Origin of the sequence: Xanthomonas albilineans, from assembly GCF_002939705.1 — a bacterium.
Classification (GTDB): domain Bacteria; phylum Pseudomonadota; class Gammaproteobacteria; order Xanthomonadales; family Xanthomonadaceae; genus Xanthomonas_A; species Xanthomonas_A albilineans.
Genome location: NZ_MDCB01000006.1, coordinates 163037 through 188897 on the forward strand (window position 1 = coordinate 163037; position 25861 = coordinate 188897).

At 63.0% G+C, this 25861-nt stretch carries 19 protein-coding genes and 1 other RNA gene; 13 read left to right on the top strand and 7 right to left on the bottom strand.

Annotated features, from left to right (window positions below; translation table 11 throughout):
• The first annotated feature begins 117 nt into the window (after nt 1-117).
• Nucleotides 118-1440 carry a Xaa-Pro dipeptidase gene (gene pepQ / locus XalbCFBP2523_RS07845; protein WP_045757813.1) on the top strand — a complete coding sequence of 441 codons (1323 nt, stop codon included), beginning with the start codon at nt 118-120 and terminating at the stop codon, nt 1438-1440.
• Nucleotides 1441-1476: 36 nt separating this feature from the next.
• On the opposite strand, the gene XalbCFBP2523_RS07850 is transcribed toward pepQ, so the two are convergent.
• Both XalbCFBP2523_RS07850 and XalbCFBP2523_RS07855 read right to left on the bottom strand, forming a co-directional pair.
• Nucleotides 1477-2802: an aminopeptidase P N-terminal domain-containing protein gene (locus tag XalbCFBP2523_RS07850; RefSeq protein ID WP_045765382.1), complete on the bottom strand. Its 1326-nt coding sequence runs from the start codon at nt 2800-2802 to the stop codon at nt 1477-1479.
• The gene (locus XalbCFBP2523_RS07855) at nt 2802-3347 is read right to left on the bottom strand and encodes a YecA/YgfB family protein (RefSeq protein WP_012915316.1); all 546 of its coding nucleotides are present in this window, start codon (nt 3345-3347) and stop codon (nt 2802-2804) included. The genes XalbCFBP2523_RS07850 and XalbCFBP2523_RS07855 overlap by 1 nt, the downstream gene beginning before the upstream one ends.
• A 163-nt stretch (nt 3348-3510) precedes the next feature.
• On the opposite strand from XalbCFBP2523_RS07855, the gene XalbCFBP2523_RS07860 reads away from it, so the two are divergent.
• The 9 genes from XalbCFBP2523_RS07860 (at nt 3511) to XalbCFBP2523_RS07900 (ending at nt 10255) form a co-directional block, all read left to right on the top strand.
• The gene (locus XalbCFBP2523_RS07860) at nt 3511-5730 is read left to right on the top strand and encodes a putative bifunctional diguanylate cyclase/phosphodiesterase (protein ID WP_045756737.1); all 2220 of its coding nucleotides are present in this window, start codon (nt 3511-3513) and stop codon (nt 5728-5730) included.
• Nucleotides 5731-5797: 67 nt separating this feature from the next.
• The gene (locus tag XalbCFBP2523_RS07865) at nt 5798-6019 is read left to right on the top strand and encodes a TIGR02449 family protein (protein WP_012915314.1); all 222 of its coding nucleotides are present in this window, start codon (nt 5798-5800) and stop codon (nt 6017-6019) included.
• Nucleotides 6016-6309: a cell division protein ZapA gene (locus XalbCFBP2523_RS07870; protein ID WP_012915313.1), complete on the top strand. Its 294-nt coding sequence runs from the start codon at nt 6016-6018 to the stop codon at nt 6307-6309. The genes XalbCFBP2523_RS07865 and XalbCFBP2523_RS07870 overlap by 4 nt, the downstream gene beginning before the upstream one ends.
• A 94-nt stretch (nt 6310-6403) precedes the next feature.
• Nucleotides 6404-6588: non-coding RNA, 6S RNA (gene ssrS / locus XalbCFBP2523_RS07875), on the top strand.
• A 301-nt stretch (nt 6589-6889) separates the two neighbouring features.
• Nucleotides 6890-7483, top strand: a complete 594-nt coding sequence (locus tag XalbCFBP2523_RS07880) for a 5-formyltetrahydrofolate cyclo-ligase (RefSeq protein WP_012915312.1) — start codon at nt 6890-6892, stop codon at nt 7481-7483.
• Entirely contained in the window at nt 7480-7950 is a 471-nt protein-coding gene (locus XalbCFBP2523_RS07885; protein ID WP_012915311.1) for an EVE domain-containing protein, read from the top strand. Before XalbCFBP2523_RS07880 ends, XalbCFBP2523_RS07885 begins: the two co-directional genes overlap by 4 nt.
• Before the next feature lie 50 nt (nt 7951-8000).
• Nucleotides 8001-8648: a ribose-5-phosphate isomerase RpiA gene (gene rpiA / locus XalbCFBP2523_RS07890; protein WP_012915310.1), complete on the top strand. Its 648-nt coding sequence runs from the start codon at nt 8001-8003 to the stop codon at nt 8646-8648.
• Nucleotides 8649-8853: 205 nt separating this feature from the next.
• Nucleotides 8854-9303, top strand: a complete 450-nt coding sequence (locus tag XalbCFBP2523_RS07895) for a DUF192 domain-containing protein (RefSeq protein ID WP_012915309.1) — start codon at nt 8854-8856, stop codon at nt 9301-9303.
• A 37-nt stretch (nt 9304-9340) separates the two neighbouring features.
• Entirely contained in the window at nt 9341-10255 is a 915-nt protein-coding gene (locus XalbCFBP2523_RS07900) for a SirB1 family protein (RefSeq protein WP_407071002.1), read from the top strand.
• A gap of 219 nt (nt 10256-10474) precedes the next feature.
• Here XalbCFBP2523_RS07900 and XalbCFBP2523_RS07905 read toward each other — a convergent pair whose 3' ends face one another.
• Nucleotides 10475-10666 carry a rubredoxin gene (locus XalbCFBP2523_RS07905; RefSeq protein WP_012915307.1) on the bottom strand — a complete coding sequence of 64 codons (192 nt, stop codon included), beginning with the start codon at nt 10664-10666 and terminating at the stop codon, nt 10475-10477.
• A gap of 77 nt (nt 10667-10743) precedes the next feature.
• Here XalbCFBP2523_RS07905 and thiE point away from each other — a divergent pair, with 77 nt between their 5' ends.
• Together thiE and hemL are read left to right on the top strand one after the other, a co-directional pair.
• Nucleotides 10744-11367, top strand: coding sequence for a thiamine phosphate synthase (thiE, locus tag XalbCFBP2523_RS07910; protein ID WP_045765380.1), 624 nt, complete (start codon nt 10744-10746; stop codon nt 11365-11367).
• Between the two features lie 207 nt (nt 11368-11574).
• Nucleotides 11575-12867, top strand: a complete 1293-nt coding sequence (gene hemL / locus XalbCFBP2523_RS07915) for a glutamate-1-semialdehyde 2,1-aminomutase (protein ID WP_045765379.1) — start codon at nt 11575-11577, stop codon at nt 12865-12867.
• Nucleotides 12868-12889: 22 nt separating this feature from the next.
• Here the strand turns inward: hemL and XalbCFBP2523_RS07920 are convergent, their stop codons facing one another.
• The 3 genes from XalbCFBP2523_RS07920 to XalbCFBP2523_RS07930 form a co-directional block, all read right to left on the bottom strand.
• Nucleotides 12890-14122 (bottom strand): acetylornithine transaminase, encoded by a 1233-nt coding sequence (locus tag XalbCFBP2523_RS07920; RefSeq protein ID WP_045765378.1) that lies wholly within the window; start codon nt 14120-14122, stop codon nt 12890-12892.
• An 82-nt stretch (nt 14123-14204) separates the two neighbouring features.
• Nucleotides 14205-14627: a VOC family protein gene (locus tag XalbCFBP2523_RS07925; protein WP_012915303.1), complete on the bottom strand. Its 423-nt coding sequence runs from the start codon at nt 14625-14627 to the stop codon at nt 14205-14207.
• Between the two features lie 151 nt (nt 14628-14778).
• Nucleotides 14779-15435, bottom strand: coding sequence for a serine/threonine-protein kinase (locus XalbCFBP2523_RS07930; protein WP_012915302.1), 657 nt, complete (start codon nt 15433-15435; stop codon nt 14779-14781).
• Between the two features lie 48 nt (nt 15436-15483).
• Here XalbCFBP2523_RS07930 and XalbCFBP2523_RS07935 point away from each other — a divergent pair, with 48 nt between their 5' ends.
• The gene (locus XalbCFBP2523_RS07935) at nt 15484-17499 is read left to right on the top strand and encodes a bifunctional DedA family/phosphatase PAP2 family protein (protein ID WP_045765377.1); all 2016 of its coding nucleotides are present in this window, start codon (nt 15484-15486) and stop codon (nt 17497-17499) included.
• A gap of 208 nt (nt 17500-17707) precedes the next feature.
• Here the strand turns inward: XalbCFBP2523_RS07935 and XalbCFBP2523_RS07940 are convergent, their stop codons facing one another.
• A complete protein-coding gene (locus XalbCFBP2523_RS07940) occupies nt 17708-25840 on the bottom strand; it encodes a non-ribosomal peptide synthetase (protein WP_268989568.1) in 8133 nt (2710 codons plus the stop codon).
• Between the last annotated feature and the right edge of the window lie 21 nt (nt 25841-25861).

Below are 25861 nucleotides of genomic sequence, written 5' to 3' on the forward strand. Positions count from 1 at the left end.
GTCGGCTTGCGCCTTCATGCGACGACATCCGTGGTCTTAGTCGCAGGGCGCCGAATCCCTACCACTGAATTGCGGCACACTGCGCCCTCGTTGATCCACGCCGACCGAGTCCTGTCCATGCTCCAGCACGCCCTCAGCACCCTGTACGCCAACCATCTGCGCACACTGTCGCACCGCGCCGACACGGCGCTGGCGCGCGGCGCCTTCGAGTACATGGTGATGCCCAGCGGCAACCTGCACTACCAGGCATTCGACGACCGCGACTATCCCTATGCGGTGAATCCACAGTTCAAGACATGGCTACCGCTCACCCGAGTACCGAACAGCTGGCTGGTGTACGCGCCAGGACAGCGCCCGCAAGTGATCTTCCACCAACCACACGACTACTGGCACGCAGTACCGGCGACACCCAACGGCTGGTGGGTGGAACATTGCGACATCCACATCATCCGCAGCCCGGAAGAAGCACTGGCATTGCTACCACCGCCGGGGCGCTGCGCGATTCTCGGCGAACCGCACAGCGCACTCGGCGATTACATCCCGAACAATCCGCAGGCGGTGCTGGATTATCTGGACTACCACCGCGCCTACAAAACGGCCTACGAATTGGCACTGATGCGTCAGGCACAGCAACTGGCGGTGCGCGGTCACCGCGCCGCCGAAGCGGCGTTCCGCGAAGGCCGCAGCGAGTTCGAAATCCACATGGCCTATTGCGCCGCCGTCGGCCAGGATGCGACCGAGCTGCCCTACGGCAACATCGTGGCGCTGAACGAACACGGCGCCGTGCTGCACTACACCGAACGGCAACGGCAGACACCGACCCCACTGCGCAGCTTCCTGATCGACGCCGGCGCCTGCGCGCACGGCTACGCCAGCGACATCACCCGCACCTACGCTGCCGACACCGACAGCGAATTCCAGGCGCTGATCGATGCGGTAGACGCCGCGCAACAACGCATGGGCCAGAACGTGCGCGCTGGCGTGGATTACAAGCAATTGCACCTGGACGCGCACCTGGCGCTAATGGGGGTGCTGAAAGACTTCGGCATTCTCACGGTGTCGCCGGAAGCCGCGGTCGCCAGCGGCGTCAGCGCTACATTCTTCCCGCACGGCCTCGGTCATCCGATCGGCCTGCAAGTCCACGATGTCGGCGGTTTCGCCGCCAGCGACCGCGGCGGCCGCATCGAGCGGCCCGACGGCCACCCGTACCTGCGCATGACCCGCACACTCGAACCAGGCATGGTGGTCACGATCGAACCGGGCCTGTACTTCATCGACATGCTGCTGGACGCGCTGAAACAGACCAGCCACGCTGCCAGCGTGGACTGGACGCGGGTGGAGCAATTCAAGCCCTACGGTGGCATCCGCATCGAGGACGAGGTGGTGTGCACCGAGGACGAACCGGAGAACCTGACGCGTCCGGCGTTCGCGGCGACCTGAACCACCGCACCGGTCGAACGCAGCGCATGCGCCGCATCAATCCGTCGCCATCACCGCTTCGATCTCCTCGGCGCTGCGCGGCAGTGCGTCGGTCAGCACGCGGTGACCATCATCGGTGATCAGCACGTCGTCCTCGGTGCGAATGCCGATGCCGCGCCACTTCGCACGCACGTCCTGATCGTCGGGGGCGACGTACAGCCCCGGCTCGATGGTGAACACCATGCCCGGCTCCAGCAGGCGCGATGCCCCCGCCAGTTTGTAGTCGCCGACGTCGTGCACGTCCAGGCCAAGCCAATGCCCGGTCTTGTGCCGGTAGAAACGCCTGTAATCGCCGCTCGCCAGATTCTGCTGCAAGCTGCCCTTGAGCAAACCCAGCCGCAGCAAACCTTCGGTCAGCACCTGCACCGCAGCCAGGTGCCCAGCCTCGTATGCTACGCCCGGCCGCGCCTGCGCCAGCGCCGCCGCGTGGGCCGCACCGACCAGATCGTGCAGCGCGCGTTGTTCGGCGCTGAAGCGACCATTGACCGGAAAGGTGCGGGTGATGTCGGCGGCATAGCCACGGTACTCGGCGCCCGCATCGATCAGCACCAGATCGCCGTCGCGCAGGCGCGCGGCATTGGCGTGGTAATGAAGCACACAGGCGTTACTGCCGCTGCCGACGATGCTCCCGTAGGCGGGACAGGCATCGCCTGCACGGAACGCGTGTTCGATCTCGGCCTGCAACTGGTATTCGTGCAGTCCGGGCCGCGCCACCCGCCACGCCGCGCGGTGCCCGGCCACGCTCAGGTCGGCAGCCACCTGCATCAGCGCGATCTCGTCGCGCGACTTGAACAGGCGCTGCTCGTGCAGCAGATGGCCCAGCTCCAGGAACTCATGCGGTAACTGCGCACCATGCCGCACCTGCTCGCGCACGCGCTTGACCCAACCGATCAGCTTGAGATCGAAATCAACATCGCGGCCGAAGTGGTAGTAGACCCGCGAGCGGCCTTCCAGCAGGCCAGGCAGGATGTCGTCGAGATCCTCGATCGGGTAGGCATCGTCCATGCCATAGTCCTCCACTGCGCCTTCCTGGCCGGCACGCGGGCCGTCCCAAGCTTCGCGCTCGGGGTCACGCTCACGGCAGAACAGCAGCGCCTCGCCATGACGACGGCCGGGCACCAGCACCAGGATCGCCTCCGGCTCCGGAAACCCGCACAGGTACCAGAAATCCGAATCCTGGCGATACGGATAATGGGTATCGTGACTGCGCACCCGCTCCGGCGCGCTCGGCAACACCAGGATGGCCTGCTCGCCCGCCATGTCCATCAGCCGTCGGCGCCGGCGCGCGTATTCGGCTGCGCCAATCCCGGTGAGCCGCTTCATCAGTTCAAACGCTGCCGGTGACGCGGACCGAGCACGCAGTCGCTATGCAGCAGCAGCACCGCCACCCGCAAGAATTCCTCGATTTCGGACAGCGCTTCTTCTTCCTCATCGCCACTGTCTATGTCCTCGCTACTGGTCTGCCCCAGCCGCGCCAAGTCCTGTAAGGCCTCCAGCCCTTCTTCGGACAGCGGCGGCTTGGCGCCTGCGGCAAGACCGAAACCGCCCAGGAAGCTACGACACCACTCGAACAGCGCATCGGCACGTTCGAGCAACGGCGCCCCAGGCTCGGCCAACACTAGGTCGAAACCGAAATCGCGGTCCTGCAACTGCGCCACGGTGGCCTCGCGCAGTTGGTCCAAGGCATCACCCCGGCGTGGCGTGGCAATGTCAGCATCGGCCAATACCGCCGCTGGCCAGGCGGGCAGATCGGCGCCGCCGCCCGCCAGCCAGCCGCACAGGGCACCGTGGAGCTCGGCCGCGGATGCGGCCAAACCCAGTTGTTGGCTGGCATTGACGATCTCGGCGGCAGTGGGAAGTTCGGTCATGGATACAGGGCCTGTCGGGGGGCTTGCCACCGGCTCGGGAGGCCGACAGCGGACTGGATGACTGACCAGTGTAACAATCCGAACACACCTTGCTGCTTGTGGAGGCTTCCGGCACATGCCTACACTCACCACACCCTTTCCTTGATAGATATCACGTCCCGCCATGCCGTCAGAGCACCTCACTGCGGGAATCGCAAGCCATTTCGTCACCGACTGGAGTTTGAACCGTCTGGTGATCGCGCTATCGCTGGCCATCGGCGGACTGACCGTGGCACTGCATGCACTGCTATACCGGCGGCGCATGCAGCAAAAGCTAAAGTGCTACGAAGAGCTGCAGCAGCACGAACATTACCTGAAGCTGGCGCTATGGGCTTCGGGCGAGCACTTCTGGGATTACGACCTACAGAATCGCACGCTACGGCGGATGCGCGCGGACGATGCCAACCCGCATCTGCAGGACATCGCTCTGGTGATCCACGAGGACGATCCGCTGCGGATCCATCCCGACGACATCCAGCAGGCCAAACTCGCGCTCAGCGAGCATCTTGAGGGCTTGACCGCGATCTATCTGGCCGAATACCGGGTGGACCTGACCGGCGACGGCGTCTGGCGGTGGGCGCGGGTGCGTGGACGCGTGGTGGATTACGACGCGGTCGGCAATCCACGCCGGCTCGCCGGCACCGCGCGCGACATCACCTCGCACCGCCAAGCCGACCTGGAGCGACGTATCGCCGCGGAAGTGCTCCGCAGTATGAGCGAAGCGGTGGCCGTGCTCGACGAGGAGCGGCGCTTCATCTCGGTGAATCCGGCCTTCACCCGGATCACCGGCTACAGCGAACGCGAAGTACTGGGCCAGCCGATGACACTGATCGACCACGCGCCCAACGTCCCGCCACCCCCGATGCTCGATCAAGGACGCCACTGGCGCGGCGATGCCTGGAAGCGACGCAAGGACGGCCACGAGATCCTGTGCCACATGCGCCGCAACACCGTGGTCGATGCAGACGGTCGGCAAAGCTTCCAAGTGGTAGTGCTGGAAGACATCACCGAACAGAAGCGTGCCGAACAGGAACTTCGCTACCTGGCCAACTACGACACGCTGACCAGCCTGCCCAACCGCGCGCTGCTGTCCGAGCGGCTGGCCCGGGCGATCGTCCGGGCACGACGCCAGGCCGGCGCGGTCGCGGTGCTGTTCCTGGATCTGGATCGTTTCAAGGACATCAACGACTCGCAGGGCCACCCCGTCGGCGATCAGGTCCTACGCGCAGTCGCCGAACGCCTGCAACAGGCGGTAGGACCGCAGCACACGGTGGCGCGTCTGGCCGGCGACGAATTCACCGTGGTGGTGGAGGACATCGTCAGCCAAGACGAGGCCGAAAGCGTCGCCGCGCGAGTGCTGGCGGCGTTCGAGCCACCACTACGTCTGGACGATCGCCGCGAGGTGGCGGTTTCCACGTCCATCGGCATTTCCCTGTTCCCGCAGCACGCGCTACTGCCCAGCGAACTGCTCAAGCACGCCGATACGGCGATGTACCAGGCCAAGGCAGCCGGCCGCCGCAACGCCCAGGTGTACTCGGCCAGCATGGACGAGGCCACCCGCCATCGCGCGACACTGGCCAGCACCTTGCGCAAGATTCCGCTGGACCAGGAATTGAAACTGGTCTATCAGCCGCGCTACTCGTTGCGCGAACAGCGCGTAGTCAGCGTGGAAGCGTTGCTGCGCTGGCACAGTGCCGATTTCGGCCCCGTCTCGCCGAGCCAGTTCATTCCCCTGGCCGAAGAGACCGGGTTGATCCTGCAAATCGGCGAATGGGTCCTGCGCCAAGCCTGCAGCGCGCTGCGCGACTGGCGACAAATGGGCCTGACCGATCTGTGCATGTCGATCAACGTCTCGGCGATCCAGCTCGAACGCAGCAACCTGCCCGAATTGATGGCGCAGATTCTGGCCGAAACCGGCGTACCGGCAGCCAATGTCGAACTCGAACTGACCGAGAGCGTGGTGATGTCGCAGGTCGGCAAGAGCGCGGAAATCCTGCATGCCTGCCGGGAACTGGGCCTGACCCTGGCAATCGACGACTTCGGTACCGGCTATTCGTCGCTGGCTTATCTGAAACGGCTGCCGATCAACACCCTGAAGATCGATCAGGCGTTTATCAGCGACCTGAGCCTGGACCCGGACGATGCCTCCATCACCAGCACCATTATCGCAATGGGACACTCGCTGGACCTGAAGGTGGTCGCCGAGGGCGTCGAACAGCCCAGCCAGCTAATGTTCCTGCGCGAGCACGGCTGCGACGAAATCCAAGGCCACTTGGTGGCGCCCGCGCTAGAACCGGACGCCTGTCTCAAGCTGCTGCAACAACCGCTGCGGCTCCCCATCTGAGCGGCAGCCATCACACCGCCGCGCGATGTCTTGACCACCGCGCGAACGCATGTCTATCGTGAGCGCCATGGACACACCCGACGCCCTCGCCGAACTTCGCGCACTCGCCACGCGCGTGGAAACGCTTGTGGAGCGTTGCCAGCGCCTCGCCGACGAAAACCGTAGCCTACGCCAACAGCAGGAGCAGCTGATCGGGGAGCGTTCGCAACTGCTGACCAAAAACGAACAGGCGCGCTCGCGCGTAGAAGCCATGATCGCCCGGCTGAAATCGCTGGAGCAGCACACGTGAGCGAACCGGTCAGCGTCCGCATCCTCGACCGCGAATACACCGTTGGCGTCGAGGCCGGAGAGCGCGACAGTCTGCTGGCTGCCGCGCGCCTGCTCGAGACGAAAATGCGCGAGATACGCGGCAGCAACCGCATGGCGGCAGTGGACCGCGTCGCCGTCCTCGCCGCGCTGAATCTGGCGCATGAACTCCAGCAACTGCGCGACGAGCACGCCCAGCGCGAACACGAAATGACCCGCACGCTTGCCGATCTCAACCGGCGCCTGGATCGCGTGACCGATACAACGCGTTGATTCGCTCATCGCGTCTCGATCATAAAGGTGAATTGCAACGCACCGTGCGACGGACGGACGCGCCAAGCACGGCGACAGCGCTATACTACCCCCGCGTTCTCTGCTGTGAACGACAGCGTGTGCAAACATTCGCCTTGTCCCTTAATGACGACCACGGGGTGGCGACGGAATCGGGAGTGCAGGTCCGCCTCGTAGCGGGAAGCCCGAAGGTTCTCCAGCCATCCCACTTGAACCCCGGGTTCAAGGTCGTTTCGCACGCATCGTCACGGCGGAGAATGCAATTCTTCCAGGAACCGGCGCCGCAAGGCGCCGTTTCCTTTTCTGCCGGTGCCGTTGCCCCCTGCCATCGCCATCCCCACGTCGGCACGATCCACCTCCCGCACAGCGCGGCGGCGCTGGGATCTCCACCTCACGTGCGACCCGCACTGCGGCCACCAGCGTCACCGCTCCTGGCCGCCGACCGCACTGTCCGCCTTTGCCGCTGACGACCAATGCACCTCACTTCACCGTGCCTCCCACGCTCTAGGCAGCGTCCGCGCCGAACAGGACAATAGGAGCGCCTTTACCCTACTGCCCACTCATGCCTGCCGACGATCGCAAGCTCCTGCGTCAGCAACTGCGTGCGCGCCGCGGCGTGCTCCCCGCCGCCGCGCGCCTAGCCGCCGCCGACGCGCTGGCGCAACGCCTGCTCCAACTACCGTTCGCACCGCAGCACGGCTATGTCGCCGGCTACTGGGCGATGGACGGCGAGATCGCCCTGCATCGCTGGCAACTGTCGCTGCCGGACACGGTGCAATACTGCCTGCCCGTCCTGCACGGCACCACACTGCGCTTCGCACCATGGCGTCCGGGGCAGCCACTGGTCGCCAACCGCTATGGCATTCCAGAACCCGATCTCGATGCGGCAGCGATGCTCGCACCCGAACAGATGGCGCTGGTGGTGACGCCATTGGTGGGTTTCGACCACGCCGGCCACCGCCTGGGCATGGGCGGCGGCTGGTATGATCGCAGCTTCGAATTCCGCCAACAGCAAGCGCCTCCGCCATGGCTGGTCGGGGCGGCCTTCGACGCCCAACAGGTCGCTGCGTTGCCGATCGCCGCCTGGGACGTAAGGTTGGACGCAGTCTGTACCGAATCCCTCACTCTCGTGACCGCGCTCAATTCATCCGTATGACTGCACGCACCCGCTATTGGTTGATGAAATCCGAACCGGATACCTTCTCGATCGACGACCTGCAGCGGGTCGTTACCGAACCCTGGAATGGCGTGCGCAACTACCAGGCGCGCAATTTCATGCGCGACGGCATGAAAGTCGGCGATGGCATCCTATTTTACCACTCCAACTGCAAGGTGCCCGGCATCGTCGGCGTGGCCACAGTGGCTAGCGATGCCTACCCCGACGCCACCCAGTTCGACCCCTCCTCGGACTACCACGATCCCAAGGCTACACCGGAGCAACCGCGCTGGTATCTGGTGGACGTGGCATTCGAGCGCAAGCTGACACGCACGATCGCCCTGGACGAGATCAAATCGCACGCCGATGCGCTCGGCGATGGTTTTCCGCTGGTCGCGCGCGGCAACCGCCTGTCGGTCTTCCCGGTCAGTGCCGCGCAGTGGACCCTGCTGCTGTCGCTGGAGTGACGGCCTGCGCAGCACGCGCCCTACCCCATCCCGTCCCCGGAACCGCCCCTATGTCTGAAGCAAAACGCCTTGCCGCCGAAAAAGCCATCGAGTACGTCGAGGACGGCATGATCGTCGGCGTCGGCACCGGCTCCACCGTCGCCTACTTCATCGATGCGCTCGGCCGCATCGGTCATCGCCTCAAGGGCGCGGTATCCAGCTCCGAACACAGCACCGCGCGCCTGCGCCAGCACGGCATCGACGTGCTGGAACTGAACCACACCGGCACCCTGTCGCTGTACGTGGATGGCGCCGACGAATGCGACCCGAACAAGTGCCTGATCAAAGGCGGCGGCGCCGCACTGACCCGAGAGAAGATCATCGCCGAGGCGAGCGAGCGCTTCATCTGCATCGTCGACCCCAGCAAACAGGTACAGACCCTGGGCGCATTCCCGCTGCCAATCGAAGTGATCCCGATGGCGCGCAGCCTGGTCGCCCGTGAAATCCTGGCGCGCAGCGGCGGCCAGCCAGTCTGGCGCGATGGCGTGATCACCGACAACGGCAACGTGATATTGGACGTACATCACCTCTCGATCAGCGATCCGCTCACGCTGGAGCGCGAGTTGAATCAGATCCCCGGCGTGGTCTGCGTCGGCCTGTTTGCGCACCGCCGCGCCGATGTGGTGATCGTGGGCGGCGAGCCGCCGCGGGTGTTTTGATTCGGGATCGGGAAATGGTTTCCGGCGCCGCGACGCGTTGGACGCCTTGGCGGTCGCGCATCGCGGCCAAGATCGCTCCTACGATAGAAAAAAGTGCCCGCATTGGCTGCACATCGTGCCACGCTGCCAATCCAGTCAGGCGCTTGACTCCCCGCGCACGATGCAACAAGGTGCTCGTTCTCCTCCTCGCCCATGTTGCAACGCCATGTCCCTGTCCCGAGCCTTTTGCGTTCTTTTCTTTGTTGCGCTCAGCGGCTGCGCCAGCGCCGGCGACCACTGGGTGGAACTGGGCGGGCACCGCTATCAAGTCGAGTTGGCCCAGGACGACGCCACCCGTGCACGCGGACTGATGTTTCGCGACCAAATGGCGGCCGACCACGGCATGCTATTCATCCACAAACGCGAGGAACCCCAGGCCTATTGGATGAAGAACACCAAGATCCCGCTGGACATCCTCTACTTCGACACCCAGCGCAAGCTGGTGGCGCAACAGCGCGATGTGCCACCGTGCTCGGCGGGCAACGCCTGCCCCCCATATCCGAGCAATGCGCCGGCGCGCTACGTGCTCGAACTCAACGCCGGTCAGGCCGAGCAACTCAAATTGCAAAACGGCACCGAACTGCGCTTCGGCCCAGGCATTGCGCAGGCCCATTGACTCCCCAAGGGGCCGTCCTCGCGCCACGGTCGTGGCGCTGAACCCGACATCGCTGTCAGGAACCGCCGGACTTGATCGGACTGCGTTTTGCCGCCAGTCTTCGAGCATGTCCGACGCACTGACATTGCCAAGCTGGAATACCCTGTCCACCCTGGACGACGATGCGCTGCCATTGCTCGCAACCGCGCTGCTGATCGCACGCGACGAATATCCGGAGCTGGATGCGGCCCACTACGACACGCTGGCGCAAAGCCATGCCGACCATCTGCGGCACGAAGTGGCGCTGATCCAACCATGGCCGCTGAAAATGGCGGCGATCAATCGCCATCTGTTCGAAGAGCTTGGCTATAGCGGCAATCACGACGAATACTACGACCCGCGCAACAGCTACATGAACCAAGTGTTCGAGCGCCGCCTAGGCAACCCGATCTCGCTGGCGCTCGTGCAGATGGAAGTGGCCCGGCGACTGGGTATCCCGCTGGATGGCGTCTCCTTCCCTGGACATTTTCTGGTGCGCCTGCCGGTGGACGACGGCCTGCTGGTCATGGACCCGTTCAACGGCGGCCGCCCGCTGGCGGTGGAAGAACTACGCGAACGCGTACGACCACACCTGGGCGGAGAAAACCCGGACGACCGTGCGCTGCTACAGATCTTGGATCCGGCTCCGCACCGCGCGATCCTCACCCGGGTGCTGCGCAACCTGCACGGCGTCTATGCCGAACGCGAGGAATGGGACCGTGCGGCACGCAGCGCCGACCGGGTACTCAAACTAATGCCAGACCAGTCGGAAGCCCTGCGCGACCGCGGTCTGGCCTATCTGGAAATGGATTATGTGCTCGGCGCCCGCCACGATTTGAGCCGCTATCTGCAGCTGAATCCGGAAGCACACGACGTGCTGCCAATCCGCGAACACTTGGTGGAACTGAGCGCACGCGCACAACGGATGCATTGACGCGCAGCGCCAGGGTCGTTGCAAAAGCGCACCATGCGCTTAAAAGACGGTCGCCCTGTCGGGATGCGGCCACCCAGGGCTTGCAAGCATTCGTGCGCTGCGCGATGCCAGGACGGCCTCCGTCACGACACGGCGAAGGGTGAAGCCGCGCAGCGAAAGCCGCTCGTGCAGCATCCCCACGAAGCCGCGCACTGGCGGAAACCCACCAATCCCAACCGCTTACTCGATCGTCACCATCTCGAAATCGTCCTTGGTGACGCCGCAATCGGGGCAGGTCCAGGTGTCGGGCACATCTTCCCAGCGCGTCCCAGGCGCGATGCCCTCCTCCGGCAAGCCGTCGGCCTCGTTGTAAATGAAGCCGCAGACGACGCACATCCAGGCGCGGTAGATGGTGGCAGTGGCATCGCTCATTGGATAATCGCAGGTCTACGGCTGGGGAGAGCAGCATTGTCCCATCGCCGCCGACGTACCGAAAGGCTTGGCCCTCCATGAACGCATCCACCACGCCTCGCGGCGTGTACCTCATCACCCCGGACGAGACCGATGGCACACGCCTGCTGGAACGGGTGGCACCATTGCTGGAACAGGGTGTGACCTGGCTGCAATACCGCAACAAGCACGCCGATGCGGCGCAGCGACTGGCCCAGGCCAGCGCGTTACACGCCATGTGCCTGCGGGCCGGGGTACCGCTGATCGTCAACGACGACGTGACACTGGCACAGACGATCGGCGCCGCCGGCGTGCATCTGGGCGAGGACGACGGCGACCTGAGTCGCGCCCGCGCCACGCTCGGACCACACGCGCTGATCGGCGCCTCTTGCTACGACGATCTGCAGCGCGCCCGCGCCGCCGCCATGGCCGGCGCCAGCTATGTCGCGTTCGGCGCGTTCTTTCCCAGCCGCAGCAAGGTCGCCACACGCCGCGCCGATCCTGGCCTGCTGCGCGACGCCGCAGCGCTGCGACTGCCGCGCGTAGCGATCGGCGGCCTGACCCCGGACAACGCACGCGCCGTGGTCGCCGCCGGCGCCGACCTGCTGGCGGTGATCAGCGGCGTGTTCGATGCCGACAACCCACGCGCCGCGCTGGCCGCCTATCGCGCCTGTTTCGCCTGATGCGCTGGCTGGGCCTGCGCGGCGTCCACGCGTCACTGCGTGGCCCATGCCCATGCATGCGACCAACATCAACGCCGCGTGCGCGGCATGACGACAGCGCATCCACCACCAACACGCATGGTGGTTCCCCACCATAGCCGCGACAATAACTGCACATGCCCCATGCGCCAGACGCCCGCCCGCTCAACCCGCCGAGGATTTCCGCCCATGCACCACGCCCGTTCACACGCTCTGTTCGCACAAGCGCAGTCGCTGATCCCCGGCGGGGTCAATTCGCCGGTGCGCGCTTTCAAGTCGGTCGGTGGCGAACCGTTCTTCGTGCAGCGCGCCGACGGCCCGTATCTGTACGACGTCGATGGCAACCGCTACATCGACTACGTCGGCTCGTGGGGGCCGATGATTGCCGGCCACAACCATCCGGCGGTGCGCGAGGCGGTGCAGCGCGCGATCGCCGACGGGTTATCGTTCGGCGCGCCATGCCCGGCCGAGGTGACGATGGCGCAGACCATCACCCGGCTGGTGCCATCGTGCGAAATGGTGCGCATGGTCAACTCCGGCACCGAGGCCACGCTATCGGCCGTGCGCCTGGCGCGCGGCGCGACCGGGCGCAGCCGCATCGTCAAATTCGAAGGCTGCTATCACGGCCACGGCGACTCGTTCCTGGTCAAGGCCGGCAGCGGCATGCTGACCCTGGGCGTGCCGACCTCGCCGGGCGTGCCGACGGCGCTGAGCGAGCTCACCGCCACGCTGGCCTACAACGACATCGAGGGCGCCAACGCGTTGTTCGCACAGATGGGCGATGAAATCGCCGCGGTCATCATCGAACCGGTGGTCGGCAACGCCAACTGCATCCCGCCACGCACCGGCTACCTACAGCATCTGCGCGCACTGTGTACCCAGCATGGCGCGCTACTGATTTTCGACGAAGTGATGACCGGCTTCCGCGTCGCCCTCGGCGGCGCGCAGGCGCACTACGGCGTGGTGCCGGATCTGACCACCTTCGGCAAGATCATCGGCGGTGGCATGCCTGTAGGCGCCTATGGCGGACGCGCCACGCTGATGCGGCAAATCGCACCATCCGGCCCGATCTATCAAGCCGGCACGCTGAGCGGCAATCCGGTGGCAATGGCTGCCGGCCTGGCGCTGCTGGAGTTGATCCAGGCACCCGGCTTCCACCAACGCCTGGAGTCGGCCACCGCGGCGCTATGCGCCGGGCTCGAACAGGCCGCCGCCGCGGCTGGCGTGGCGGTCACCACCAACCAGGTCGGTGGGATGTTCGGCCTGTTCTTCACCAGCGAAAAAGTAGAGACCTACGCGCAGGCCACCGCCTGCGACACCGCCACGTTCAACCGCTTCTTCCACGCGATGCTCGCGCGCGGCGTATTCCTGGCGCCGTCGGCGTACGAGGCCGGATTCCTCTCCAGCGCCCACGACGACGCCGTGCTGGCGGCGACGCTACAGGCGGCACGCGAGGCGTTCGCGGAGGTCGCTGCTGGCTGACGGCGCCCGAAGCGAGTGCCGCTCAGCGCGTAGCGAGGTAATCGCGCAAAGCGCCGCGCAGACGGGTCAGGCCTGCGCTCAATTCGGCATCGCTGAGGTTCAACGCCGGCACGAAGCGCAACACATCCGGACCGGCCTGGAGAATCAAGACGCCATGCGCAGCAGCATGATCGAGAATCGCGCCAGCCTGACCCGCATGCGCCGACGTCAGCACCGCGCCCAGCATCAAGCCACGACCGCGCACCTGGGAAAACAGAGCGAAATCGTCGTTGAGCGCAGCCAATCCCTGGCGCAAGGCCGCCGACTGCTTGGCCACGTTGGCCGCGATCGGCGCGGACGCCAGCTTGCGCAGCGCCACCCGCGCCACCGCAGCAGCCAGTGGATTACCGCCGAAGGTGGTGCCATGCGCGCCGAACTGCATGGCCTCGGCCACCTTCGGCCCGGCCAGCATCGCACCGATCGGAAAGCCACCGCCCAGCGCCTTGGCCAGGGTCACGATGTCCGGCGTCACCTCGTCTTGCCAATGCGCGAACAAGGTGCCGGTGCGGCCCATGCCGCATTGGATTTCGTCCAGCACCAGCAACGCGTCATGGCGATCGCACAGCGCGCGCACCTGTGCCAAAAAGCCCGGCGCAGCCGGCATGACCCCACCCTCGCCCTGCACCGGCTCCAGCATGACCGCAGCCACATCGCCAGTGGCCATCGCCGTTTCCAGTTGCGCGATGTCGTTGAAGTCGACGTAACGGAAGCCGCCAGGCAACGGTTCGTAGCCTTCCTGATATTTGGGCTGCGCGGTCGCGGTGACCGCCGCCAGCGTCCGGCCGTGGAAGCTGCCGCGAAAGGTCACGATGACCCGCTGCTGCGGCGCGCGCCCCTGGCTGGCAGCCCACTTGCGCACCAGCTTGATCGCCGCTTCATTGGCCTCGGCGCCGGAATTGCACAAGTACGCCTTGTGCGCGAACCGCGACGCCTCGACCAGTTCCTCGGCCAGACGCAACGGTGGCTCGCTGTAGAACACATTGCTGGTGTGCCACAACTTGCCCGCCTGCTCCAGCAGCGCCGCATGCAGATCCGGATCGTTGTGACCGAGCCCGCACACGGCAATGCCAGCGGCCAGATCGATGTAGTCGCGCCCCTCGCTGTCCCACAGCGTGGCCCCCTGGCCGCGTTCCAGCACCAGGTGACGCGGGCGGTAGATCGGCAGGCAATAGCGCTGAGCGAGGGCAATCAGCTCTGCGGTGGCAGAAGCGGTCATCGAAGCAATCCAGCAGGGAAAAGCCGATTATAAAGACCACCGCAACCGCCTGCGCGCAGCGGTGTGCAAGACGCAAAAACGTTCACCATACTCCGGTGTTGGGCATCGACGCCCACGGCTCGGCCGGGGCCAGCGCTTCGCCCTTCTGCAGCAGTTCAATCGAGATCAGATCGGGGCTGCGTACGAAGGCCATGCGCCCGTCGCGCGGCGGGCGGTTGATGGTCACGCCTTGCGCCTGCAGGTGCGCGCAGATGGCGTAGATGTCATCCACCTCGAACGCCAAATGGCCGAAATTACGCGCGCTACCGTAATCCTCGTCCGAGCCCCAGTTGTAGGTCAGCTCGACTTCGGCTTGCGGGTTTTCCGGCGCACCGAAGTACACCAAGGTGAACTTACCCGCGGCGTTCTCGATGCGGCGGGTCTCGTACAGGCCCAAACCTTTGGTGAAGAACGCGCTGGTCTTTTCCAGATCGTGGACGCGGATCATGGCATGCAGGTATTTCATCGCGAAACTCCAGTGAATGGGGAAAACGGCCGAGCGCCTGCGTATTCGCAAAACACAACTGTGCTGGATTTACCCAGCGAGCGAGGCAATAGCGCGATCAACGCCGTGCCTGTATCGCCAGGGATGGGCAAGACGTATCGACCCAACCGCCTCACGGTTTCGGCCCCTGCCCTTCGTTGTCCTCCCAGTGCAGCACCCGCCGGGTCACGAAACGGTATACCCGCTTGCCACTGGCGAACCACAGCGTGCGCACCCAGGAATGGCGCCTGAGCAGACGCCGCTCCACCGGCGTCAGCGCATGCGCGCAATACATGCGCTTGTGCTTGAGCAGATGGCGCAGATCCTCGCGTGCCAGCAAGCGCATCCAGCGCGAACGTGGCGCCCCACGCACCGCCAGTTGGAAATCGATCAACGCCGGACGACCGTCTTCCAGCACCAGCCAGTTCGCTTCCTTGGCCAGGTCATTGTGCGCCACCCCGCGTCGGTGCACTTGCTGCAACAGGCGCCGGGCATTGCGGAAGTACGTCAGGTCCCCGCGCGGCGGCCGCTGGTACATCGCCGCACCGGCCAGATAGCTGCGGTCCAGGAAGATGCCATCCCAGCCGCGCAATTGCGGCGTCGCCGCCATGCCTGCCAACTGCCGCAGCGCGCAGGCTTCGCGCCGCGCCAGCCACCATGCCGGCAGACGTAACCACCACGGCGAGGCGCTCAGATCGCGGCGTACGAAGCGCCCGTCGCCTTCACCCAGCAACAGGATGCGCCCGAAGCTGTCGGACTTGAGGATCTGAACGGAATCGGCGGCAGGCATCGCCCCAGTTTACGCGGAACGCCATCCGGACCCGCCTATAATTCGCTGATGAATGTCTCATGGACCGATGCCACGCTGGCGTGGATCGCAGCGCACCCCATGCTGGCCGGCGCGGTCATCTTCGCGATCGCGCTCTGCGATGCGGTCATCCTCCTCGGCACGGTGGTGCCGGCGCTGCCGCTGCTGTTCGCGATCGGCGTCTTGATCGGCCTGGGTCGGATTTCCGGTCCATATGCGGTCCTCAGCGCCGCGCTGGGCGCGCTGATCGGCGACGGACTCAGCTACTGGGTCGGATACCGCTGGGGCCACCGTTTGCGCAGCTACTGGCCGTTCAAACGCTATCCGCAGTGGCTGGATCGTGGCGAGGCGATGTTCCGCCGCAATGCGTTCAAGAGCATCCTGGTCGCCCGCTACGTGGGCGCAATCCGGCCGTTCGTGCCAGCGGTGGCAGGCATGTTGAAGATGCCGCTACGGCGCTACCTGCCGCCCAGCAGCTTGGCAGCGGTGACCTGGGCGCTGCTGTTCCTCGGGCCGGGCTGGCTGCTCGGCCAAGCTTACGAAGCGGTGGCGGCGGTGGCCGGGCGTCTGTTCCTGGTTCTGGGCCTGCTGACGCTGGCATTGGCGCTGGTCTGGACGATCGTGCTGTACGGCTACCGCTGGTCGGCCGGACACATGGATACGCTGTTGGCACGCACGCTGGATTGGTCGCACCGGCATCCAGTGCTCGGTCGCTATTCGGTCGCCGTGTTCGACCCGCAACGGCGCGAGTCCGTGCCGCTGGCGATGCTGGCGACGATGCTGCTGGCACTGGGGTGGGGCTGGTTCGCACTGCTGATGCTGGTAATCGCGCACGACGCACCGCTGCGCCTGGACCTGGCCGTGCACGACCTGATGCTGGCGCTACGCAATCCGTTGGCGGACGCCCCGATGACCGCGCTAGCCTCGCTCGGCGACTGGCAGGTGCTGGCGCCCGCCACGGCACTGGGCCTGGGCTACCTGGCTTGGCGCCGGCGCTGGATGGCCGCGGCGCACTGGCTGGCGGCGCTGGCGTTCGGCCTGGCCTTGACCAAACTGCTCGGCAACACCGTGCACGTGGTGCAACCGCCAACAGCCAGCAGCGGTTTCGGCTTCCCATCGGTCGCAGTGACCATGGCGACGATCAGCTTCGGCTTCTTCGCCGTGTTGATCGCACGCGAACTACCCGGGCGCTCACGGGTCTGGCCGTATCTGCTGTCCGGCGTGGTGGTGACGCTGATCGGCTTCGCCCACCTCTACCTGGGCGCGCATTGGCTTAGCGACGTGGTCGGCGGCATGTTGTTCGGCATCTTCTGGCTGTTGCTGCTGGGCATCGCCTACCGCCGTCGCCTCGACCGCAGGTTCTGGATGACGCCACTGGCATGGCTGTTCTACGGCGGATTCGTGGTCGCCGCGCTGTGCTACGCACCACGCCACTTGGAACGCAAACTGGCCAAGTTCGAACCCCCACCACCGCCACTGGCGCAGATCGCGACATCGGCCTGGTGGCAGCACGACTGGCAGCAACTACCACCGCGCCGCAACGCATTCGACGACGACCAACGCTGGCCGCTGAATTTACAAGTGGCCGGACCGCTGGCGCCATTGCAACATCAACTCGCTGCCGCCGGCTGGCGAGTCCAACCACAAGCAGGCTGGCGACAGGCACTGCAACTGCTCGACGACACAGCCACACCCGCACAGGTGCCGGTATTGCCGGCGACACTGGATACCCGAGTGGAATCGCTACTGATGCTCCACCCCGGCGCGCACGCAGACGAACTGTACGCACTAAGATTGTGGCCGGCCGCCGCACGCCTGCAGCCAGGCAACCTGCCGCTCTGGCTCGGCAGTGTGCAGCGTCTGCGCTACGAACGCCATTTCAACCTGATCGGGATGTGGCGGCCTCTACCGGACACCGAGTCCGCACTTGACGAGGTCACCGACACACTGCACGACCTGCCCAAACGCAAGGAAGTGCATCACTCGTCGCAGGGTTCGGTACTTCTTGTGCGCAGCAACGATGAAACGCCAGCGACACGGCCCTGAGAGGCACAAGAACAATCGAATCAGCCATGTCAGGCCTTTTAGAGTGGCCAACAAAACGTCGCGAGTCGCTGTCGTTTTGTTAGCCGCTCTTAGTCGCAGCACGGCCGATGTTGAGTCGTGCATTGGTTGGGAGTCCAATCTCCCGATTGGACTCCGCATCCGCCATCCGCATACGACTCGAAAGCGGGGGACGCATCGAGTCGACTTCTCAGGCGTTCCTTATTGCCTCCGCAAGAGCTACCGATAAGATTTCCACATGCGGCGGCTTCACCATGGATTGATGTGTGCCTGGAACTTGAATGTGACAAATAGAATCCTTCGGCAAAATCCCTTGCCAACTTTGGAGTGGACTTTGCTGAAGCGGACGCACCATCGCGGCGTGTGAAGCCTCAAATAGATGTACTCGTATCGGAATTGAAGGCACATCATACTCAATGGCCGATTTCATGAATTCAGCACACATCGTGTAATCCAAAATTTCGCTTTGCATCATCTGTTCTGTCTCTTTCATCTGCTCTGGCGACAAGAACATCTGCTTGCAAAAATTCACGATTTCGTTGAATTCTTCCGTTTCGTTCTCCATACCCACACTCTCCACACTCAAGACGCGACGAATAACATCTCCACCTTCGACTCCAGAAAAAGAGGCAATCATTTCCTTCAACCGAACATCGCTCGAAAAATTCATCGTATCGAGAAGACCTAGAAATTCGACTTGCATATCGGCCTTTATAAGCTGATTCGCCATTTCATAAGCCACAACTCCACCGAAAGACCAGCCAGCCAAACGATACGGACCCGATGGCTGCACCCGCCGAATTCTTTCGATTGCCTGAGCAGCCATGCCTTGCATGGAATGCACCGAAGAACCCTCAGGATATTCAACACCATAAACCGGAATCCCGGCGCGCAAGAATTTCTCGATCTCCATGCCATACATGGCATGCCCTGAAATATCATAAATAAGGAATAGCGGTGGCTCACTGCCTTCTTCACGAAAGGGGATCAGGCCATCGCGAGCATCCTCACACTCCCCTTTCTGGAAATGCGCCGCCAATGAAATGATATCCGGATGAGCGAATAGATCGCCCATGGAGATTTCGACTCCAGCCTGCTTGAGACGGCTCACGACCTGTACCGCCAGTAGCGAATGTCCACCGAGAGCGAAAAAGTTATCGTGCCGGCCTATCGTCTCCGGCTCCAGCAGGTCACTCCAGATCGCGGCAATGGTTTGTTCGATCGCACCCTGCGGCGCTTCATACGCACGTGCTGCATAGGCAGTGCTGTCTGGCGCGGGTAATGCCTTGCGATCCAGTTTTCCGTTCGGGTTCAATGGTAGGCGATCCAACTGCACATAGGCCGCCGGGACCATATAATCCGGCAGCACATCCGACAGCCAACTGCGCAAGTCCGCAGCATCCACACCTTCGGCACCGACCCAATACGCCACCAGCCGTTTGTCGCTGCCTGCCGCATCCTCCACCGCCACCACCACGCACTCGCGTACATCCGCATGCACGCTTAACCGTGCTTCGATCTCGCCCAATTCAACACGGAAACCACGAAGCTTGACCTGGTGATCGTTGCGTCCGACAAACTCGATCATACCGTCGACACGCCAACGCCCAAGATCGCCAGTGCGATACATCCGCGCTGTCGGATCGATGTTGAATGGATCGGCGAGGAAACGCTCGGCGGTCAAATCGTCGCGATTCAGATACCCACGACCCACGCCATCGCCACCGATATACAACTCGCCTACCACCCCAATCGGAACTGGTGCACCTTGCCCATCGAGGATGTAGATCCGCGTGTTAGCAATCGGCCGACCGATTGGCGTCGTACCCACACATGATGCCCCCTCATATTTAAATGCTGTTGCATCAATCGTTGCTTCGGTAGGGCCATACAAATTGATCACTCCATGCGAAACCATTTTTTGAGCACGAAAAGCCAGAAAAGAGGAAATTCGCTCTCCACCGCAGAATAGATATCGGCATCTAAATGGAATATTATCTTGAAAATATTCAAATATCGCCAGAAGAATACTTGGAACCAACTGGACAATCGTCACACCCATCTCATTGATGATACGAACCATCGCCTCGACATTTTTCGCATCTTCCGCAGAAGTCAAGATAATGGATGCCCCATAAGACAACGTTGTCCATATCTCCCATCCCGAAGCGTCGAAGGAAGTCGAAGTCCGTTGTAATACACGATCTTCCGATGAAAATCCAAATAACGCCCCCTGCCAGAGAACGTGATTGCATAGATGACGATGTTCAATCATGACGCCCTTCGGCGTACCGGTCGATCCAGACGTGTAGATCACATACACCAGATGGCGCGCAGTCAGGCCATTGGCGTGGCGATCGGGATTGCTGTCTGGCAAATGCCCCCAGCGCTCGCGGTCGGCTTGCAGATCGACAATCACCGCCGCAGCGGCACTGTCTTCGACCAGGCTACGACTGGCAGCATCCGTCAGCACTGCCACCGCACCGCAATCGGCTTGCATATAGACCAGCCGCTCGGATGGATACGCCGGGTCCAGCGGCACATACGCACCACCTGCCTTTAATACCGCCAGCAACGCCACCACCATCTCGACACTACGCTGCACGCAGATCGCCACTCGCTCGTCCGGGCGTACGCCCAACTCACGCAGGTAATGCGCCAAGCGATTGGCCTGTGCATTCAACTCGCTATACGTCAGCGACGCCTCGCCGTGCACAACCGCGACAGCCGAGGGATCACGCAACACCTGCGCCTCGAACAACTCGTGCACACAGACATCGCACGGATAATCCGCTGCCGTTTCATTCCACTGCGTCAGTACTTGATGGCGCTCGGCCTCAGGCAGAACGTCGAGCGCGCGCACCGCCGTCTCCGGCGCATGAGCCAGCGCATCAGCAAGCCCTTCCAGCGCATTCACCAAAAACACGCATATCCGCTCCGGAGCCTGTGGCCGCTGCGACTGCACTTCCACTACAAAGCCAGACCCCACATCGTCCACAGAAACGCCAAGCGGATAATTTGTCCGCTCCTGACTCGACAGCGTCTGGACCCCCTCCCAGGCCATCGCCGCGGCATCATCTTCTGCATGGCCGCTATGCCGGTAGTTGAGTAGCGAAGTGAACAACGGCGCCGGTGCCGGAACACCACTGCAGCGCTGCACCAGCGACAACGGCGCATGCTCGTGCCGCAACAGCGCGGCAAGTCCCTGCTGCACCTCGCGCACACTCTCCACCACACTGGACCCGTCAATCTCGATCCGCAGCGGCAAAGTATTGATGAACACGCCCAGCGCACGGTCGGCCCCCGCTCCGCCCTGCATGCGGCCAAACAGCACCGTCCCGAACACAACACGCGCATGCCCCGTCGCACGCGCCACCACCTGCGCCCAGGCCAGATGAAACAAGCTAGCCACACTCACACCGAGTTCGCGCGCCTGGCTGCGCAGCATTGCCGACAACCGATCCGGCAGCTCGAGCCGCACTTGCTCCACATCCGATCCATCGCCCTGTACATCGAGCAGACCAAACGGCGCACACGGCTCATCCACATCGCCGAACATGCTGCGGAAATATGCCTCGTGCTCCTCGCGACTCACGCCCAGCAATGCCTGCGCCACAAAATTACGGAACGGTAGCGGGGCTGGCAGGCTGTCAGCCTCACCAAACATGTGGCGTTTGACTTCCTCCAGCACGATCTCCAGGGTGGTGTGATCCAGGGCAAGGTGGTGGCTGAGCAACTGCATTAACCAACGACCACTAGCCGGATCGTGTGCGACAAAGCCGCGCATCAGTGGCGCTTGACGCACATCCATGCGCCAGTGCCGTGGATCGAAGCGCGATTGCAACTGTGCAGCCACATCGCCGTCGGCCTGCTCCAGGCAAACCTCCTCGATCACCAGCGACGCACGTCGCCACACGACCTGCACCGGCGCGGCCAGTCCTTCCCAGACCACCGCCGTGCGCAGGATATCGTGACGATCGATCACGTGTTGCAGCGCATCGACAAATTTATCCAAACGCGAACGGCTGTCGAACGCGATCAGGTTCGGTAACAGATAGGCATCGCCTTTGCGTTGCAGCAGGTGATGGAAGAAAATTCCTTCCTGCAACGGGGCCAGCGGATAGATGTCCTGAATATTGCCGCAGCCACCCGATGTCATCGTGACAATGACATCGATCTGCTGCTGCGTGAGCGCCACCAACGGCAGCATCTCCGGCGTAATCACTGCACTGTCGAGCGCAATGGCATTGGGTGGAACACTGACCGACACCGCACCGCTCGCTGCGGCCAGTGCCGCAAGCGTCGGCGTAGCGAACAAGGTGCGCAAATCGGCCTGCAAGCCATGCTTGCGCATGCGCTCGGTCAGCGTCACCGCCAGCAGCGAGTGACCACCAAGGGCGAAGAAGTTGTCGTGCCGACCAATCTTCTCCAGACCCAACAGGTCGCGCCATATCTCGGCAATGGATTGTTCGATTGCACCCTGCGGCGCTTCATACACATGCGCCGCATACGCCGACCCATCCGGTGCCGGCAACGCCTTGCGATCCAGTTTGCCGTTCGGGGTCAGCGGCAGGCGATCCAACTGCACATAGGCCGCCGGCACCATGTAGTCTGGCAGCGCATCCGATAGCCAACTGCGCAATGTCTGTGCATCTATGCCTTCGGCGCCGACCCAATACGCCACCAATCGCTTGTCCGTCCCTGTCGCATCCTCCAGCGCCACCACCACGCACTCGCGCACATCCACGTGTGCGTTCAACCGCGCCTCGATCTCGCCCAACTCGATGCGGAAACCGCGGACTTTGACCTGATGATCGTTGCGTCCAACAAACTCGATTATGCCGTCAGCACGCCAACGCCCAAGATCACCACTGCGGTACATCCGCGCCATCGGATCATCGTTGAACGGATCAGCGAGAAAACGCTCGGCGGTCAATTCGTCGCGATTCAAATACCCACGCGCCACACCATCGCCGCCAATATACAACTCGCCCACCACTCCGATCGGAACTGGCGCACCGTACCCATCGAGAATGTAGATCTGCGTGTTCGCGATCGGACGTCCGATCGGAAGACTTCTCAAACCATCATCGATCTCCACGACCTCATAAGTGGCGGCGATGGTCGTGATTTCCGTGGGGCCGTAACAATTCAAGAAATGCTGCGGGCTATCGCCATCCAAAACTTTCGCCACCACGCTTGGATCAAGCGCATCCCCACCGGCAAGCAGATAACGCAAGTGGCAAAAGCCTTCTTTCATCTTATCCGCGCACTGATGAAACAGCCCTGCCGCCAAAAGCAATATGCTGATACCTTCGCACTCGATCACCTCTGCCAAACGTACCGGACTCAGCAAAACATCGGCTTCGATGACGACCAGCCGCGCACCATTGAGCAGTGCGCCCCAGACCTCCAACGTAGTGGCATCGAAACTCGGATTGGCGGCGAAAGCGATACGATCGCTCGGATGGAAGGACAGATATCCGTTATTCAATACTAGACGATTGATCCCTCGATGCGGGATTTCGACCCCCTTCGGCAGCCCTGTCGAACCGGAGGTGTACATGACATAAGCACTTGTGCTGCCATGTGGGCGCAATCCGGGATTGTCAGATTCCACAGCATTCACTGCTGCATCGTCGATATTGACTCGCAAGACCTCAAGCGGCTCTGGCAAGATGGAGTCCCTAACCGCCAACACCCTAACAGCGTCGCAATCGGCAAGGATGTAGGTCAGCCGCTCAAGCGGATAGGCCGGATCAAGCGGCACATACGCACCACCGGCCTTCAGCACCGCCAGCAGCGCCACCACTATCTCCACGCTGCGCTGTACGCAGATCGCTACACGGTCGCCTGGGCGTACGCCCAACTCGCCCAGGTAATGCGCAAGACGGTTGGCCCGCGCATTCAATTCGGCATACGTCAGCGACACCTTACCCTGCACCACCGCGATAGCCGAGGGTGTCCGTTCCACTTGCGACTCGAACAGTTCATGCACACAGGCATCGCGTGGATAATCCGCTGCCGTTGTATTCCACTCCATCAACATCTGCTTGCGCTCGGCTTCGCCCAGCAACGGCAAGCGATCCACCACTTGATCCTCGGCATCCTCGGCCACCATCGCATCCAACAGATGCTGCCAATGGCCCATCCAGCGCTCCAGCGTCGCATGCTCGAACAGCGCCGTGGCATAGGTCAGACTGCCGATGATCCCTGCTTCGCTTTCGGCCAACGACAACGACAAGTCGAACTGCGCACTCGTCTGAGACGTGCCCAGCCCACTGGCCTGAAGCTCACCAATATCCAGTTTGCCCTGCGGCGTGTTCTGCCACGCGAACATCACCTGAAACAACGGCGTATGCGCCAGGCTGCGTGGCGGTTGCACTAATTCCACCACCTGTTCGAACGGAATGTCCTGATGCACCTGCGCTTGCAGCGCACGTTCTTTCACCGACGCCAGTAACTGTGCCAGCGTCGGCGAGCCGGACAATTCCACCCGCAACGCCAGCGTGTTGACGAAGAAGCCGATCAGCCCCTCGGTCTCCGAGCGGCCACGATTGGCCACAGGACTGCCGATCACCACATCGTCCTGACCAGACAGACGTGACAGCAGCATCGCCCAACTCGCCAGGAGCGTCATATACATCGTCAGGCCGTGCCGCTGGCTCAGCGTCTTCAGCGCCTGTGCCTGCTGCTGACCGACGACCACCTCCAGCGTTGCGCCTGCATGGTCCTGCCTGAACGGACGCGAACGATCCGTCGGCAGTTCAAGCAGCACCGGCGCACCGGACAGTGTCTCGCGCCAGTAATTGGCCTGCTGCTGCAATACCTCACCAGCCAGCCATTGCCGCTGCCAGTTTGCATAATCGGCGTACTGGATCGGCAACGGCGGTAGCGGATCGGCTTCGCCATATGCAAAAGCCCGATACAGCACGCTCAGCTCGTTGATCAAAATCCCCATCGACCACCCGTCCGAGACGATGTGGTGCATGGTCACGAAGAGAACATGTTCGTCGTGGGCGAGCTGTACCAGCACGCCACGGATCAGCGGGCCGCGTTCCAGCGCGAAGGGTGCCTGCGCTTCCTCGGCCAATAACCGTTCCAATGCCGTTTCGCGATCTTGCACATCACACAGATCGTGAACGATCAAATGGAAGCCAATGTCCTCGACCGCAATCTGCTGCAATGCTTGACCATCGATCAACGCGAAGGTCGTACGCAGCGATGCATGCCGAGCCACGATGCGATCCAGCGCACGTTGCAGCGCCTGCGTCTCCAACGCCCCACGCAACCGCAGGCCACCGCTGATGTGATATGCCTGACTGACACCCTCGAACTGCGACAAGAACCAGAGCCGTTGCTGCGCAAACGACAGCAACCGGGGTGCATCCGGTTCCATGGGCTTGATCGGCGGCAACACTGCAGAAGACGAAGACATCACGCACGCGGCAAGTTGCTGCAACGTCGAATGCGCAAACAGCTCCGCCACGCCGATCTCGGCTGCCAACTCCTGACGCAAACGCGACGCGACCCGCACCGCCAGCAACGAATGTCCGCCGAGAGCGAAGAAGTCGTCGTGCCGCCCGATCGTTTCCAGACCCAGTAGGTCACTCCAGATCGCGGCAATAGATTGTTCGATTTCTCCCTGCGGTACTTCATATGCATGCGCCGCATAGGCAGCCCCATCCGGTGCGGGCAATGCCTTGCGATCCAGCTTGCCGTTCGGGGTCAGGGGCAGGCGATCCAATTGCACATAGGCGGCTGGGACCATGTAGTCCGGCAACACATCCGATAGCCAACTACGCAAGGACTCCGCAGTCGGAGTTACGGACGTCGCCGCATCGACACCGACCCAATACGCCACCAGCCGCTTGTCGTCGCCTGCATCCATCTCCAGCGCCACCACTACGCACTCGCGCACATCCGCATGCGCGCTCAGCCGCGCTTCGATCTCGCCCAACTCGATGCGGAAACCGCGGATCTTGACCTGATGATCGTTGCGTCCGACAAACTCGATCGTCCCGTCGGCACGCCAGCGCCCCAGATCGCCAGTGCGGTACATCCGTGCCGTCGGATCAGTACTGAACGGATCTGTAAGGAAGCGTTCTGCTGTCAAGTCGTCGCGGTTCAGATATCCACGCGTGACACCTGCACCGCCAATATAGATTTCCCCCATGACGCCCACCGGCACAGGCTGTCGATACTTGTCCAGCAAATAAAACTGCGTATTTGCCAAAGGCTTGCCGATATGCTCCACAAAACCATCGTGACGCGCCATCGACACCCAACTCGAATACGTCGTGGTTTCCGATGGCCCGTACAGATTGCATAGGCGTTCGACTTG

What these genes read in the sequence shown, in the direction of transcription:
- pepQ (WP_045757813.1), top strand. Translation starts at nt 118, where the DNA reads ATGCTCCAGCACGCCCTCAGCACCCTGTACGCCAACCATCTGCGCACA.
- XalbCFBP2523_RS07850 (WP_045765382.1), bottom strand. Translation starts at nt 2,802, where the DNA reads ATGAAGCGGCTCACCGGGATTGGCGCAGCCGAATACGCGCGCCGGCGC.
- XalbCFBP2523_RS07855 (WP_012915316.1), bottom strand. Translation starts at nt 3,347, where the DNA reads ATGACCGAACTTCCCACTGCCGCCGAGATCGTCAATGCCAGCCAACAA.
- XalbCFBP2523_RS07860 (WP_045756737.1), top strand. Translation starts at nt 3,511, where the DNA reads ATGCCGTCAGAGCACCTCACTGCGGGAATCGCAAGCCATTTCGTCACC.
- XalbCFBP2523_RS07865 (WP_012915314.1), top strand. Translation starts at nt 5,798, where the DNA reads ATGGACACACCCGACGCCCTCGCCGAACTTCGCGCACTCGCCACGCGC.
- XalbCFBP2523_RS07880 (WP_012915312.1), top strand. Translation starts at nt 6,890, where the DNA reads ATGCCTGCCGACGATCGCAAGCTCCTGCGTCAGCAACTGCGTGCGCGC.
- XalbCFBP2523_RS07885 (WP_012915311.1), top strand. Translation starts at nt 7,480, where the DNA reads ATGACTGCACGCACCCGCTATTGGTTGATGAAATCCGAACCGGATACC.
- rpiA (WP_012915310.1), top strand. Translation starts at nt 8,001, where the DNA reads ATGTCTGAAGCAAAACGCCTTGCCGCCGAAAAAGCCATCGAGTACGTC.
- XalbCFBP2523_RS07895 (WP_012915309.1), top strand. Translation starts at nt 8,854, where the DNA reads ATGTCCCTGTCCCGAGCCTTTTGCGTTCTTTTCTTTGTTGCGCTCAGC.
- XalbCFBP2523_RS07905 (WP_012915307.1), bottom strand. Translation starts at nt 10,666, where the DNA reads ATGAGCGATGCCACTGCCACCATCTACCGCGCCTGGATGTGCGTCGTC.
- thiE (WP_045765380.1), top strand. Translation starts at nt 10,744, where the DNA reads ATGAACGCATCCACCACGCCTCGCGGCGTGTACCTCATCACCCCGGAC.
- hemL (WP_045765379.1), top strand. Translation starts at nt 11,575, where the DNA reads ATGCACCACGCCCGTTCACACGCTCTGTTCGCACAAGCGCAGTCGCTG.
- XalbCFBP2523_RS07920 (WP_045765378.1), bottom strand. Translation starts at nt 14,122, where the DNA reads ATGACCGCTTCTGCCACCGCAGAGCTGATTGCCCTCGCTCAGCGCTAT.
- XalbCFBP2523_RS07925 (WP_012915303.1), bottom strand. Translation starts at nt 14,627, where the DNA reads ATGAAATACCTGCATGCCATGATCCGCGTCCACGATCTGGAAAAGACC.
- XalbCFBP2523_RS07930 (WP_012915302.1), bottom strand. Translation starts at nt 15,435, where the DNA reads ATGCCTGCCGCCGATTCCGTTCAGATCCTCAAGTCCGACAGCTTCGGG.
- XalbCFBP2523_RS07935 (WP_045765377.1), top strand. Translation starts at nt 15,484, where the DNA reads ATGAATGTCTCATGGACCGATGCCACGCTGGCGTGGATCGCAGCGCAC.